Here is a 15,188-nt window from a genome sequence, read left to right on the forward strand (position 1 = left end):
TCCGGTTGGATCCGGTGGTGCTGGGCGCCGCCCCCGGGACTGGGGGCGGGTCGGCAGCTAGGCCGCCGCCCGGCCGGGCCGCCACCTGCGACGACCGCTCGAACTCCGGGGCGATTCGCCCGCTGCGGTGTGAGATCGCCTCCTCTCAGGAAGCCTCCGGCCGCCGTGAGATGGATCACGTGCCCGCCCTGGTCGGCCAGGGGGCGGTGAGCGCCGCAAGGTGGAAACTCCCAGGTTGGGGGCCTTGTTGCCAGGTGATCTCCAGGATTGCATCCGTTCGGTTGGCCGGCCGATGGAAATCTGTGAATTTCCACAGATTTGGTATGCGTTGACGTGCATTCATATGTCGGAGCACGCTTCGGCGCTATGAAGAGATCCCTTCTGAACGGCTCGCTCACCCTCGTGGTCAGCAGCCTCGTGATAGTCGGCGCCGGCGTCACCGCGTCCGCCGCACCCGCCACCGGCCCCGAGCCCAAAGCCCCCAACAGCAGAGCTCTGCAGGACGCTGCCGACCAGATCGCCGCCAACCCCCACGCGGTCAAGGCCGGCGTCCAGGACGAGTTCCAGGCCGCCAACGTCCAGGTGGACCCCGACGGCACTCGCCACGTCCACTTCAACCGCACCTACCAGGGCCTGCCGGTCCGGGGCGGCGACGTCATCGTCCACTCCACCCCCGGCGGCCGGCTGGACTCCACCACCCTCACCCTCGAAGCGCCGCTCACCCTCTCGGTGACCCCCTCAGTCACCGATCGGCAGGCGATAGCCAAGGGCGTCAAGCTCTTCCGCGGCACCAAGGGCGACGCCACGGCCGTGCTGAAGGTCGACGCCACCGCGGCCACGCCGAAGCTGGTCTGGGAGGTCACGGTCAACGGCACCGGCCCCGACCAGGCGCCCAGTCACTTCCACGTCCTGGTGGACGCGAAGACCGGTGACACCGGTGAGAGCTGGGACACCTTCTCGGCGTTTCTGCACGAGGGCGTGCAGCCCAAGACCGCCGCCGCACCCGCCGCCCAGCCGGCCGCCGCGCTCGCCGCCGCGACCGCCGACGGCACGGGCAAGGGATACCAGGTCGGCAACGTCACGGTCAGCACGACCCAGAACTCCACCACCGGCTACACCCTCAAGGACCCCGCCCGGGGCAACGGCGAGACGCGGGACGCGCAGAACAAGACCGTCGCCAACGACTCTCCGCCCGCCGGCTGGGGCGCGGCCCTCAACGACGCGGACAACGTCTGGGGCAACAACGCCCTGACCGACCGTGCCACGGTCGCCGTGGACGCCCACTACGGCATCCAGGCCACCTGGGACTTCTACAAGAACGTCCTCGGCCGCAACGGCATCAAGAACGACGGTGTCGGCGCCCGCTCCTTCGTCCACTACGGCACCAACTACGGCAACGCCGGCTGGGACGACGACAGCTTCTCGATGATCTACGGCGACGGTGCCGTCGGCTCCAAGCCGTTCACCGAGATCGACGTCGCAGGCCACGAGATGAGCCACGGCGTCACCGCCGCCACGGCCGGCCTGGTCTACAGCGGCGACGCGGGCGGCCTCAACGAGGCCACGTCCGACATCATGGGCACGATGGTGGAGTTCAACGCCAACAACGCGGCGGACGCACCCGACTACCTCATCGGCGAGAAGATCGACATCAACGGCAACGGCACGCCGCTGCGCTGGATGGACGACCCCAGCAAGGACGGCGCCTCGGTCAAGTGCTGGTCGACCGGCACCGCCGGCCTTGACCCGCACTACTCCTCGGGCGTCGGCAACCACTTCTTCTACCTGCTCGCCGCCGGCTCCGGCCAGTCGCAGTGGGGCAACAGCCCGACCTGCAACAGCTCCACCGTCACCGGTATAGGCAACGACGCGTCCACCAAGATCTGGTACCGCGCCCTGTCGACCTACATGACCTCCAACACCAACTACCCCGGTGCCCGCACCGCCACCATCAAGGCCGCCAAGGACCTGTACGGTGCGAGCAGCACCCAGTGCGCCGCGGTCGAGAAGGCCTGGAGCGCCGTCTCCGTCGCCCCGACCGCCACCACCTGTGGCGGCACCACCGAGCCCCCGGCTCCGAGCGGCAACCTGCTGCTCAACCCGGGCTTCGAGTCCGGCGCGACCTCCTGGACCTCGACCTCCGGTGTCGTCACCAAGGACGCGGGCCAGCTGCCGCGCACCGGCTCGTACTACGCCTGGCTGAACGGTTACGGCTCCGCCCACACCGACACGCTCGCGCAGACGGTGACCGTCCCGGCGACCGCCACCGCGCCGAAGCTCTCCTTCTGGATCAAGATCGCCACCGGGGAGACCGGCACCACGGCGTACGACACCCTCAAGGTCCAGGTCGTCGACGGAACCACGACGACCACCCTGGCCACGTACTCCAACGCTGACGCCACGTCCGGCTACGTCCAGCGCACGCTGGACCTGTCGGCCTTCCAGGGCAAGGCCGTCACGATCAAGTTCACCGGTACCGAGGACTCCTCCCTCAAGACCAGCTTCGTGATCGACGACACCGCGGTCACCGCCGGCTGATCCCCGGTACCCGAAGGGACCCGGGCGGCACGGCGCGCAACGCCACCGCCCGGGTCCCTTCGGACGGTGCTCGCCGGCGCGACCTGGGCGTCGGCCGGGCCCGGCGCGACGTCGGGCCCCGGCTGCGTTTCAGTCTCGGCAATGTGGCCCACCCGCTGAAGCCCGCCGGGCTCTCCCGGCAGGATGTCCGACAACGGGCCTACGAGGCACCGGACTTCGTCGGACTCGGCGAGTACGCGAAACGGCACCCGGAGCAGCTGTCCGGAGGTCGGCGCCAACGCGTCGGCATCACAAGAGCGTTGGCCACCTTGCCCAACGTTCTGATGAATGACGAGGCCGTTCGGTGAGCAGGCGCTTGATCGGACGCCGGGTCGACTCCTACGACCTTCTTCGCCCGGCCCGTCCCGGAGCGGTCGAGGTCGTCCAGGGCCCCTACGCCTTGCGCCTCGGGCCCCGCAGCGTTGCAGGGCTGTTGCACGGGAAGTGGCGCGGCTCACAGCCGTCCCGGGTGGTGCGTGATCGCATCGTCCGATGCATCAATTCGAGAAGACCGGCCCGCTGCTGACGGCCCGGCGGCCGGCCGCCGCCGCGGTCGCCGTGGCGGTCGCCACCGCCCTGCTCGCGGGCTGTGGCTCCCGCACGGCCGGTACGGACGGTACTCCGTCGGCGTCCGGCACCGCCGGGCCGTGCGGGATGCCACAGGCGTCGCCGTCCGCAGGGGCGCAGGCGCCGTCCGGGCCCGCCCGGGGCGGCGTGCGGATCACCGCCGCCAATGCGGTCTGCGCGGAGTACGAGGTGACCAACCTCGGCAGCGAACCGTCCGACGTCACCGTGACGTTCAGTCGGCTCGACGCGTCCGGGGGCGTGCTGGACAACGTGACGCGCACCGTGGCCGCGCTCGCCCCGGGGGCCACCGAGAAGGGGCGGGTCGACCTGGACGGGCCCGGGTCGGCGCGGCCGGGGGCGGGCCGGCAGGTGAAGATCCTCAAGGTCCGCAGCGTGCCCGGCGCCGAGGCCCCGCACCCCGGCGGCCCGTGTCCGGCGTCCGGGCTGCGGCTGTACGCGGACGACGGCGACGCCGCGATGGGCCTGCGCGTGGTCGGCCTGCACCTGCGCAACTGCGGGACGTCCACGGTGACCGTCAACGGATACCCGGAGCTGCAACTGCTCGACCTGGAACACCAGCTGATCGACGGGGTGAGCGTCCTGCGGGGCGGCGCTCGGATCGCCACGGGCACCGGCGCGGACGACCCGCCGCGGAAGATCGCGCTGCGGCCGGGGGAGGGCGCCCGGGCCACCCTGGTCTGGCGCAACACCACCGAGGCCGGCGGCCCGGTCAGCGCCCCCTACGTGCGGGTCCGCGCCACCCCGGGCGCGGCTCCCGTGATGGTCACCCCGGAACTCGACCTGGGCACCACCGGACGCCTCGGCGTCGGCGCCTGGACGACGGACGACCAGCAGCCGCCCGCGCCCAGGCCGCCGGCGGGGTGAGGGCGACACCGAGCGCGGATGTGTCCCGAACCGGCCCCACCCCCGGATCCACGTCGGCGGTGGGGCGCCCGGGTACCGCGGGACTGTCGCTGGAGAGCACATCTCACCGAGATCCGGTCACGAGCCCGGAATTGCCGACCCACCGCTGAACCGGGGCGGATCCGCACGCCGAGGCCCGGCCTCCGCCCCGCCGACGACGGCGGGGCGGAGGCCGGGCGGGGTCGGGCGGGAGGCGTCAGGCGAGGCAGTCGGCGGCGGGCAGGGGCTCCAGGTACTTCCTGTCCAGCAGGGTCTTGACGGTGTAGGCGTCGGTGCCGAAGCCGGACGGCTTCAGCGTCTCGTTCAGGAACTGCTGGACGCCCTTGCCCGGCTGGGCGAACCCGGAGGCGATGCTGCCCTGTTCGACCTTGAACGGCATCTTCACGGTGTAGCAGTGGTAGCTCTCGACCTCCTTGCCGTCCTCGACGACGGGGTTGAGGCTGTCCGGCGGGAGGGCGCGCTCGGGGAAGGAGGTACCGGGCTTGGAGAGGTAGCGGCCGTAGTAGAGCCCGAAGCGGTCGAGCTTGGTGCCTGCCGTCAGCTCGACGGGCGTCCGGTCGATGGTGCCGTTGACGTCGCGGAAGCCGTCCTCGGCCGGATACTTCCAGTCGAGGCCGTCGCGGTACCAGTTTCGGCCGGTGCCGGGGTCACGAACGTCCGCTCGGTGAGTGCGACGGCCGGCCTCAGCACCAGCACGGCGGCACAGGCCACGGTGACCGCCGCCATCACGACCAGCAGCGTCCGGTAGTCGAACCGGTCGATGAGGACCGTGCCGGCGGCGAGCGACAGCGACTGCGGGACCAGCACCAGCATCGTGCACACGGCGTTGACGCGGCCCTGGAGCCGGGACGGCGTGTGGAGCTGCGCCGCGGACGACAGCACCACCATGATCCACGTGATGGCGATCCCGTCCGCGACCTCGCCCGCGACGACGAACGCCAGGTGCGGCACGCAGTAGGCGAGTGCCGCCACCGTGAACGCGCCGATCCCGAGGCCGGCGGTGCGCGCCATGCCGACCCGCCGGATCAGTGCGGAGACCGTCAGGCCGCCGACCACCGCGCCGACGCCCTGGACGGCGTTGAGCGCGCCGAGCGCCGAGGGCGGCCGGCCCAGCCCCTCGTCCACGACCGCGAACATGACGGTCTGGCTCAGGCCGATGACGCAGAACGCGCAGGCCGCGGCGTAGCCGATCTGGGCCAGCACCGGTGTGGCGCCGATGTGCCGGATGCCCGCGAGGGCGCTGCGGAGGAACGGCTCGTGGGCCGGCTCCGGTCCGACCGACTCCTCGACCCGCAGGCCGGCGAGCGCCAGGATCGCGGCCAGGAAGGTCAGGGAGTTGAGCACGGCGAGCGTTCCGCCGCCGGCGGCCGCGTAGACCGCCACGCCGACCAGCGGGGCGATGATGCGCAGCCCCTGACCGGTCGTCTGGAGGATCGCGTTGGCGCCGGTCAACTGGTCGTCGGGGAGGAGATCCCGGCGGATTCCGGCCGATGCGGCGCCGAGGACGCCGAAGGCCACGCCGTAGCAGACCGCCACCAGGTAGATGATCCACAGCTGTTCGCCGCCGTGCACCGTGAGCAGGGACAGCACGGCCAGCGCCATGAGGGCGTTGGTGACCATGAGCAGCGGGCGCCGCCGCACCCGGTCGGCCAGGTGGCCGAAGAGCGGCGACAGCACCATGGGCGCGCCGAGGGCGGCCTCGACCCCGCCGGCGGCGGCGTTGCTGCCGGTGAGGTCCTTGGCCCAGATGCCGAGGGTCAGGTACAGGGCGCTGCTGCCGAAGCCCGAGAGTGCCTGGCCGATGAGCAGGCGGCGGAACCGGGGGTCCGCGAGCGGCTTCACCGCCTCTCCCGGCCGTCACGGCGGTGCAGCAGGACTGGCGCGGACTCGTAGCCCCAGATGAGGTTGGAGTGCAGTCTGCGGGCTGGGCCGGCCGGTTCGGCGCTTCCGGCCTGGGCGAGCAACTCGGAGAACAGGACGCGGAGTTCGGTGCGGGCGAGGGCCCCGCCCAGGCAGAAGTGCGGGCCCACGCCGAAGGCGACGTGCGGGTTGGGCGTGCGCCGGACGTCGAAGCGCTCGGGCGCCTCGAAGACCGTCTCGTCCCGGTTCGCCGACGGCATCCAGACCGTCACCGGGTCGCCGGCCCTGATCGGCCGGCCGGCGATCTCGGTGTCCCGGGCGGCCGTGCGCAGCACGTGCATCGCCGGGCTGGTGAAGCGCAGGATCTCGTCGACGACGCCGTCCATCAGGTCGGGGGAGGAGGCGGCCAGCCGCCACTGGTCGGGGTTTGCGGCGAAGGCGAGGAGCCCGCCGACGGTGGCGTGCCGGGTGGTCTCGTTGCCGCCCGAGATGAGGCCGTCGCAGTTCAGGAAGATCTCCTCGTCGGTGAGCGGCACACCGTCGACGAGGCCGTTCACCATGGCGCTGATGACGTCCTCGCCCGGTTCGTCGCGGCGGAAGTCGACGAGGTCGGCATAGTAGGCGAGCATGGCGGCGTGTGCTTCGAGCCGGGCGATCGGGTCGACGTCGGAGGCACCGAAGGCGGCCCGGGTGGACTTCAGCATGAACCCCCAGTCGCTCTTCGGCACGCCCAGCAGGTCGCAGATCACCGCCACCGGCAGGACGGCGGCGAAGTCGGTGAACTCGCAGGGTTCACCGGCCAGCACCGGCTCCAGCTCCTCGCGCACGATCGTCCGCATGTTCTCCTCCAGGCGGGCGACCGTGCGCGGAGTGAACGCGGAGCTGATGACCCGCCGGATCTTCCCGTGCCGGGGCGCGTCCGTGACGATGAGCATCTTCCCGGCGGCCTCGGCGGTGGCGGTCGGATTGTGGCCGATCCGCATGCCCTGGGCGGAGGTGAAGGTCGCGGTGTCCTTGAGCACCCGCTGGACGTCGGCGTGCCGGGAGACGGCCCAGAAGCCGCTGCCGGCCGGGGAGCCGTTCCAGTGGACGGGGTGGTCGCGGCGGAGTCCGGCCCACACCGCCTCCGGGTCGCCGGCTCCGTACAGGGCCGGGTCCGCGAGGTCGACCGCCGGCGGGGCCCCGGGGCCCGTCTTCAAACCCCCGCCTGCGGCCGTGTGAAGACGGGCCCCAGGGCTTCCGGTTGTCTTCGTCATGATGCGCTCCCCTGGGTGGTGGCCGGCGCCGGGCCGAGCAGCTGCTCGGCCCTCGCGATGGACAGGATCTGTTCGGGCCGGCCGAGGACCAGCTCCGGGAGGTGCCGGGAGACGGCCGCCACCGGCCAGTCCCACCAGCGAGCCGTGAGCAGCCGCTCGATGTCCTCGGGGCCGTAGCGGGCGCGGATCACCCGGGCCGGGTTGCCGCCCACGATCCGGTAGGGCGCCACGTCGGAGGCGACCAGGGCGCCGGCGCCGATGATGGCGCCGTCGCCGATGGTCACCCCGGGCATGATCGTGGCGCCGCGGCCGATCCAGACGTCGTTGCCGATCCGGGTGTCACCCTTGCGGCCCGGCCCCCGGGCGATCAGGTCGTCGATCAGGCCGTCGCGCCAGTCGCCCTCGAAGCTGAGGAACGGGTAGCCCGTCGGCCCGTCGAAGACGTGGTTCGCGCCGGCCATCACGAAGGTCACGCCCGCGGCGATGGAGCAGAAGCGGCCGATGAACAGCCGCTCGGTGCCGAACGCGTAGCGGACCCGGGCCTCCTCGAATCCGGCGGTGTCCTCGGAGGCGTCGTAGTAGGAGAAGTTCCCGGCGACGACCTTCCCGCCCGGTTCGAGCACCGGCCGGAGGAAGACGAGGCGGTCGTCGCCGAGCGGACGCGGATCGCGGGGGTCCGGGATGTCCAGGTCGGGGTCGAGGTCCGGGTCGAGGCCGGGGTCGATGTCGAGGCCGGGCGTGCGGTGGTCAGTCACGGACGGCCTCCGTTCCGGCCTTCAGGGCGGTCGGGGCCTTCAGGGCGGCCGTCACCAGCGGCCCCGACTGCTCCATGACGACGGGCGTCATCATCGCGTCGTGGTCGGAGTCCACCACGTGGTGCTCGGCCGCGGTGAGGTACGGCTGCCAGGCCTCCTCCGCGGAGCCCCGCTCGGCGACGGTCTTGGCGGCGGCGATGCTGAGGACCCGCCCGTGGTAGCCGTCCCGGTGCGGCGGCCCGAGGAGGGCGGCGACGCCCTTGGCCGCGCGGACCAGGGCCCGGCTCTGGCGGGCGTCGAGGGCGCCGTCGGCGGTAGGGCCGGCGATCACCTCGCCGGTCACCCAGGCGGCGAAGTCGCCGTCCAGCTCCTCGGGCGTCACCGGCCGTTCGTACGGCCAGGCGTCGTAGAGGACGACCAGGTCGACCGCCCGCCCGGAGGCCTCCAGCAGGCGGGCGACCTCGTAGGACAGCACCCCGCCCAGCGACCAGCCCATGAGGACGTACGGGCCGTCGGGGTGCGTCGCGGTGATCAGGTCCGCGTAGCGCCGGGCCAGCGCGTCGAGCGACTCCACCGGCTTGAAGCGGCCGTGGCTCTCCGTCACTTGGATCCCGTAGACCGGCTGGTCCCGTTCCAGGTGGGGCAGGACGGAGCTGTAGCACCAGCTGAGCCCGCCGATGGGGTGGATGCAGAAGACCGGACGGCTGCTCGCCCGGCCGCGCCGGAGCTCGATGACGTTGGCGTACGGGTCGGCCGGGACTTCGTCCAGCCGCGCCGCGAGACCCGCGGCGGTGGGCGCCTCGAACAGCGTCGCGATGCCGATCTCGGCGCCGAGCAGGGCGCGGATCCGGCCCATCAGCCGGGTCGCCAGCAGCGAGTGACCGCCCAGCTCGAAGAACGAGTCGTCCGGGCCGACCCGGTCCAGCCCGAGCTCCTGCGCGAAGAGCCGGACCAGGACGGCCACCCGCGGGTCGTCCGGGGCGTCCCCGTCGGCCGGGCCGGCCCCTGCGGGGCCGTTCGCCGCGGGGCCGTTCGCCGAGGGCGCGGGCAGGGCCTTGCGGTCCAGCTTCCCGCTCGGCGTCAGCGGCAGGTGGTCGAGGACCACCACATCACCGGGGACCAGGTACTCCGGCAGGTGCTCGGCTGCGTACCGCCGCAGCGCGGCGGCGTGGTCGCGGTCGTCCTGGGGCTCCGGACCGGCCGCCAGGACGGCGTAGGCCACCAGTCGGACGTCCCCCGGGCGGTCCTCGCGGCCGATCACCGCGGCGTGGGCGACCTCCGGGTGGCCGGTGAGCACCGCCTCGACCTCGCCGGGCTCGACGCGGAAGCCCCTGATCTTGATCTGCTCGTCCGTCCGGCCGAGGAAGACCAGCTCGCCGTCCGCGGTCCATCGCACCAGGTCGCCGGTGCGGTACATCAGCTCGCCGGGCGGGCCGAAGGGGTTGGGCAGGAAGCGCTCCGCCGTCAGCGCGGGCCGGTTCAGGTAGCCGGTGGCCAGCCCGGCCCCCGCGAGGTACAGCTCCCCGGGCACGCCGGGCGGGACGGGGCGCTGCAGCGCGTCCAGCACGAACACCCTGGTGTTCGCCACCGGCCGGCCGATCGGGACGGCCTGCGGCACCCCGTCGACGGTGCGCATGGTCGCGCACACCGTGGACTCGGTGGGGCCGTAGGCGTTGACCACCTTCGCGAAGTGGCGGGCCGCGTCGAGGACGGCGGGCGTGCAGGCCTCGCCGGCGGTGATCAGCGTGACCGCGGCGACGTCCTCGTCGAACTCGGTGGCGAGGACCACGGCGGGCGGCAGGGTGGCGTGGGTGATGTCGTGGACGCGCAGGAAGTCCGCCAGGGCCGGGCCCGGGATCCGGTCGGACTCGGGAACGACGACCAGGCACCCGCCGGTCAGCAGCGCCATCCAGGTGTCCCAGACGGAGGCGTCGAAGCTCATCGAGGCGAACTGCAGCACCCGGCTGTGGCCGTCGACGCCGAGCGTCGCCGCCTGGGCGCGCACCATGCTGGGGATGCCGCGGTGGGAGACGGCCACGCCCTTCGGGCGGCCCGTCGACCCCGAGGTGTAGATGACGTACGCCGGGTGGGCGGGGAGCAGCGGTGCGGTGCGGTCCGCGTCGCCGGGCGCGGTGGCAGGCCGGTCGGCGACCGAGTGCCGCACGTGCTCGTCGTCCAGCGCCAGGACCGGGAGGCCGGGGCTGCCGGGCAGTCCGGCGGCCACCTCCCCGGTGCTGAGCACGCAGGCCGGGGCCGCGTCCTGGAGCATGAAGGCGACGCGGTCGGCGGGGTAGGACGGGTCGACCGGGAGGTAGGCCGCCCCGGCCTTCAGGACCGCGAGCAGGGCCACCACGATCTGTTCCGAGCGGGGCAGCGCGAGGGCCACCAGGCGGCCCGGCCCGATGCCGCGGGCGATCAGCTCATGCGCCAGCCGGTTGGCGCGGGCGTCGAGTTCGCCGTAGGTCAGCTCGGTGCCGAGGTACCGTACCGCCGGGGCTGCGGGGGTGTGCGCGGCCCGGGCGGCGAAGAGCTCGGGCACCGTCCCCGCCGGCACCTCGGTGGCGGTGTCGTTCCAGTCCCGTAGGACCAGTTGCCGCTCCCGGGCGGAGAGCAGCTCCACCTCGCCGACCCGGCGGCCCGGATCGGCGGCCATCGCCTCCAGCACCAGTACCAGCCGGTCGGCGATGCCCTCGACGGTGGCGTGGTCGAACAGGTCGGCGTTGTACCCGATCGCGGCGACCAGGCCGGTGGCCGTCCCGGCCGCGTCGTCGCCACCCGGGCGCTCGCCGAACACGAAGGACAGGTCGAAGGCCGAGATCCCCATGCTCAGGTCGTGGGAGGCGACCGCCAGCCCCGGGAGGGCGAGCTCCGCGCTGATGCTGTTCAGCATGGAGACGCTCACCTGGAACAGCGGGTTGGCGCCGGGCACCCGGGCCGGGTTGAGCGCCTCGACCAGGGTCTCGAACGGGACGTCCTGGTGGGCGTAGGCGCCGAGGTCCGTCTCCCGGACCCGGCCGAGGAGTTCGGTGAAGGTCGGGTCGCCCGAGACGTCGGTGCGCAGCACCAGGGTGCTGGCGAAGAAGCCCACGAGGCCGTCCAGCACGGCGTCGGCGCGCCCGGAGGTGGCCGTGCCCAGCGGGATGTCCGGCCCGGCGCCGGAGCGGGACAGCACCACGGCCACCGCGGCCTGCAGCGCCATGAACACGGTGCAGTCGTGGGCCCGCGCGGCGGCGGCCAGGGCGGCGTGCAGGGCCGGGCCGACCTCGATCGCGACCTCCCCGCCGCGCAGGCTGACCGTGCCCGGCCGCGGCCGGTCGAAGGGCAGCGCGAGCTGGTCGGGGATGCCGGCCAGGGCCTGGCGCCAGTACTCGGTCTGCTGGGAGAGCCGGCTCGCCGGGTCGTCCTCGGCGCCGAGCAGGTCCCGCTGCCACAGCGTGAAGTCGGCGTACTGGACGGGCAGCGGCGGCCGGACCGGTGCCGTGCCGGTGCGGCGCGCCGCGTACGCCTCGGCGAGGTCGTCGAGCAGCGGCTCCAGCGACCAGCCGTCGCAGGCCACGTGGTGGACGACCAGCAGGAGGACGTGCTCGTCCGGGGCGAGGCGGAAGAGGCGGGCACGCAGGGCGGGTTCGGTGGTGAGCCGGAAGACCCTGTTGCTCTCCTCGGCGAGCTCGGCCTCCAACGCGTCCGGCGTGGTGTCGGTGACGGTCAGGTCCGTCCGGGCCTCACGGCCGGTCAGGACCTGCTGCCAGGGGCGGCCGTCCTCGGTGGGCAGGACGGTGCGCAGCGACTCGTGCCGGTCGACGACGTCGGCCAGGGCCGCGTTCAGCGCCTCGACGTCCAGGGCGCCCGACAGACGCGCCGCGTACGGGATGTTGTAGGCCGCCCCGCCGTCGAGCTCGTTGAGGAACCACAGGCGGCGCTGGGCGAAGGACAGCGGCAGGCGCTCCGGGCGTACCGCGGGGCGCACGGCCGTGCGGGCCTGCTGCCCGAGGGCGACGGTCGCGGCCAGGCCGGCCGGGGTCGGCTCCTCGAACACCGCCCGGATGGACAGTTCCACGCCGAGGGCGGAGCGGATCCGGTCCACCAGCCGGATGACCAGCAGCGAGTGTCCGCCGAGCTCGAAGAAGGCGTCCTCGACCCCGACCCGCTCCAGCTCCAGGACTTCGGCGAACAGCCCGCACAGGGCCTCTTCGGTCGCGTTCGCGGGTTCGCGGCCGGTGGACCGGGCGGAGAGCTCCGGTGCGGGCAGGGCGGCGCGGTCGATCTTCCCGTTCCGGGTCAGCGGCAGCACGCCCAGGACGACGATCGCGGAGGGGACCATGTAGGCGGGCAGGTGGCCGGCGGCGAAGTCGCGCAGTGAGCGGGAGTCCGTCCCGTCGGGGCAGGCGGCGTAGGCGACCAGTCGGGGGTCGCCGGGGGTGGACTCGTGGACGACCACGGTGACGCCCTGGACGGACGGGTGCCGGGCGATCGCGGCCTCGACCTCGCCGAGTTCGATGCGGAAGCCGCGGATCTTGACCTGGTCGTCGGTGCGGCCGCAGTACTCGAGTTCACCGGCGGTGTTCCAGCGGCCCAGGTCGCCGGTCCGGTAGAGCCGGCCGCCGGGTTCGGTGGCGAAGGGGTCCGGGAGGTAGCGCTCGGCGGTCAGGCCCGGGCGTCCGAGGTAGCCGCGGGCCACACCGGGACCGCCGACGTGGATCTCGCCGACGACCCCGGTGGGCGCCGGCTCGCCGCGGGCGTCCAGGACGACCAGCCGCCAGCCCGGGATGGTCCCGTCGATGGGGGAGACGTTCCCCTCGGCCGCGGCGGCGGGCCCGGTCCCGACGGGGGCCATCACCCGCCAGGTCGTGAGCACCGTGTTCTCGGTGGCGCCGTAGGCGTTCACCAGCCGGGTGGCGTCCGCGGGGTGCCGGCGCTGCCACTTGCCGACGGTCGCGAGGTCGAGCGCCTCGCCGCCGAGCACGACCAGCCGCAGCCGCAGCGCGTCCAGCGGGTGCCGCTCCTCCCGGGCCACGAACTGCCGGAAGGCGGACGGTGTCTGGCTCAGGACGGTGACCCCTTCGCGGGCCAGCAGTCCGTGCAGCGCGTCCGGGTCCATCCCCGCCTCGCGGGGGACGACGACCAGGTGGCCGCCGAAGGCCAGCGCGCCCCAGATCTCCCAGACCGAGAAGTCGAAGGCGAGGGAGTGGAACAGCGTCCACACGTCGGTGTCCGACACGTCCGAGAGGATCTGGGTGGAGGCCAGGAACACGGCGAGGTTGCCGTGGGTGACCTCGACACCCTTGGGCCGGCCGGTGGAGCCCGAGGTGTAGATGACGTAGGCGAGTTCGGCCGGTCCGGGCCGTACGGGTGCCGGGCCGGCGGCGTCGGTCCTCCGGGTGGCGTCGAGGGTGCGCCACGGCCCGTCCGGGACGCGGGCACCGGTACCGGGGTCGGTGAGGACGATCGGCACCCGGGCGTCGTCGAGGATGAACGCGAGGCGGGACGGTGGGTAGTCGGGGTCGACGGGGACGTAGGCGGCGCCGAGCCGCAGGACGGCGAGCACGGCGGCGACCATGTCGACGGAGCGGCTGAGGCAGAGCCCGACGCGGTCGCCCCGCCGGATGCCCTCCTCGGCCAGCAGCGCGGCGATCCGGGCGGCGCGCTCGTCGAGTTGACGGTAGGTCAGCCGGGCGCCGGAGCCGTCGGTGACGGCGGTGTGGTCGCCGGCCGCCGCGACCTGCGCCGCGAACCGCTCGACGGCCGACGGCCGCACCTCGGGCAGCACGCCCTCGGGCCCGTTGCCCAGGCCGAGCAGCCGCTGCCGCTCGGCCCCGTCCATTATTGGGAGTTCACCGACCGGCCGCTCCGGCTCGGCCAGCGCCCCGGCGAGCAGTAGCTGCCAGCGGCGGGCCAGGGCCTCGACCGTGGCTCGGTCGAACAGGTCCTCGGCGTACTCCAGCACGCCGCTCAGGCCGGCCGGCTGCCCGTCCTCGCGGTGTTCGGTCAGACCGAGGCTGAGGTCGAACTTGGCGGCCCCGGCCGCGAACGGCTCCTCGGTGACCGTCAGACCGGGCAGGACCAGGCCGCCGTCCCCGCCGGCCTCCAGGGAGAAGCTCACCTGGAAGAGGGGGTTGCCGGCCGCCGTGCGGACGGGGTTGACGGCCTCGACCACCCGGTCGAAGGGGACGTCCTGGTGGGCGAAGGCCGTCAGGGCCGTGCGCCGCACCCGCTTCAGGAGGTCGCCGAAGGTCGGGTCGCCCGAGCAGTCGACCCGGAACACCAGGGTGTTGACGAAGAAGCCGACGAGTTCCTGGAGGTCCTCGTCCGTCCGGCCGTCCACCGGCGCGCCGATCGGGATGTCGGTGCCCGCCCCCAGCCGGCTCAGCAGAGCCGCGAACGCCGCCTGCAGTGCCACGAACGGGGTGACCCGGTACTCGCGGGCCAGCCGCGCCAGCGCCCGGTGGGTGTCGGCGTCGACCTCGAAGCGCACCGTCCCGGCCGGCGAGGGGCCCGCCGCCGGCAGCCGCGACCGGTCCCGGGGGAGCGTAAGCTCCTGCGGGACGCCACGCAATTCCTCGCGCCAGTAATCGAGTTGCCGGGCAAGGAGGCTCTGTGGGTCGTCCTCCGAGCCGAGCGCCGAGCGCTGGCGCACCGCGTGCTCCGGGTACTCCAGGGGCAGGGCGGGCCAGACCGGCTCGGCGCCGGCCCGGCGGGCGGCGTAGGCGGTGCCGAGGTCACGCTCCACGAGCCCGAGCGACCAGCCGTCCGCGGCGATGTGGTGGAGCACCAGGACCAGCACGTGCTCCGCCGTGCCGGTCGCGAACAGCGAGGCCCGCACCGGGAGTTCGGAGGTCAGGTCGAACTCGTGCCGGCAGGCCAGGTCGACCGGGCCCGCCGGCTCCCCGGCGGCGCACTCGGCGAACTCCACCGTGAAACGCCCGGCGACCTCGGTGGGGGCCACGACCTGCTGCCACGGCTCCCCGGCGATCTCCGGGAACACCGTCCGCAGCGCCGCGTGGCGGCGTACGACATCGCCGAGCGCCTCCGTGAGCGCCGTCCGGTCGAGGGGCCCGGAGATCCGGACCACCCTGGGCATGTTGTACCCGGCCCGGAACTCCCCGAGCCTGGAAAGGAACCACAGCCGTTGCTGCGCCAGGGACAGCGGCAGCGGGCCGGTACCCGCCGCGGCGGGTGTGTCCGGCGAGAAAGGTGCCGGGACGGGAGCCGACCCGTCTTCCCGGGCGTCCAGACCGTGTGACATCAGATG

General features: G+C 73.5%; 8 protein-coding genes. 3 read left to right on the forward strand and 5 right to left on the reverse strand.

The features are described 5' to 3' along the window. Positions 1-366 precede the first annotated feature (366 nt). The 3 genes from OG286_RS37270 to OG286_RS37280 all read left to right on the forward strand — a co-directional run bounded on the left by OG286_RS37270 (position 367) and on the right by OG286_RS37280 (position 4,029). Positions 367-2,538, forward strand: a complete 2,172-nt coding sequence (locus OG286_RS37270; RefSeq protein WP_331741406.1) for a M4 family metallopeptidase — start codon at positions 367-369, stop codon at positions 2,536-2,538. Between the two features lie 143 nt (positions 2,539-2,681). Continuing rightward, positions 2,682-2,885, forward strand: a complete 204-nt coding sequence (locus OG286_RS37275) for an ATP-binding cassette domain-containing protein (protein WP_331741408.1) — start codon at positions 2,682-2,684, stop codon at positions 2,883-2,885. Between the two features lie 184 nt (positions 2,886-3,069). Continuing rightward, entirely contained in the window at positions 3,070-4,029 is a 960-nt protein-coding gene (locus tag OG286_RS37280; RefSeq protein WP_331741409.1) for a DUF4232 domain-containing protein, read from the forward strand. 235 nt (positions 4,030-4,264) lie between these two features. On the opposite strand, the gene OG286_RS37285 is transcribed toward OG286_RS37280, so the two are convergent. The 5 genes from OG286_RS37285 to OG286_RS37305 are packed head-to-tail and all read right to left on the reverse strand — an operon-like array spanning position 4,265 to position 15,182. Further along, positions 4,265-4,630, reverse strand: coding sequence for a TNT domain-containing protein (locus tag OG286_RS37285; protein ID WP_331742621.1), 366 nt, complete (start codon positions 4,628-4,630; stop codon positions 4,265-4,267). Next, a complete protein-coding gene (locus tag OG286_RS37290) occupies positions 4,606-5,910 on the reverse strand; it encodes an MFS transporter (RefSeq protein ID WP_331741410.1) in 1,305 nt (434 codons plus the stop codon). Before OG286_RS37290 ends, OG286_RS37285 begins: the two co-directional genes overlap by 25 nt. Then, the gene (locus OG286_RS37295; protein WP_331741411.1) at positions 5,907-7,127 is read right to left on the reverse strand and encodes a cytochrome P450; all 1,221 of its coding nucleotides are present in this window, start codon (positions 7,125-7,127) and stop codon (positions 5,907-5,909) included. The genes OG286_RS37290 and OG286_RS37295 overlap by 4 nt, the downstream gene beginning before the upstream one ends. A gap of 53 nt (positions 7,128-7,180) precedes the next feature. Beyond that, positions 7,181-7,939: a CatB-related O-acetyltransferase gene (locus tag OG286_RS37300; RefSeq protein ID WP_331741412.1), complete on the reverse strand. Its 759-nt coding sequence runs from the start codon at positions 7,937-7,939 to the stop codon at positions 7,181-7,183. Beyond that, complete coding sequence (locus OG286_RS37305; RefSeq protein WP_331741414.1) at positions 7,932-15,182, reverse strand: amino acid adenylation domain-containing protein; 7,251 nt, start codon at positions 15,180-15,182, stop codon at positions 7,932-7,934. The genes OG286_RS37300 and OG286_RS37305 overlap by 8 nt, the downstream gene beginning before the upstream one ends. Between the last annotated feature and the right edge of the window lie 6 nt (positions 15,183-15,188).

The sequence above is a fragment of the Kitasatospora sp. NBC_00039 genome (assembly GCF_045160625.1).
Taxonomy (GTDB): Bacteria; Actinomycetota; Actinomycetes; order Streptomycetales; family Streptomycetaceae; genus Kitasatospora.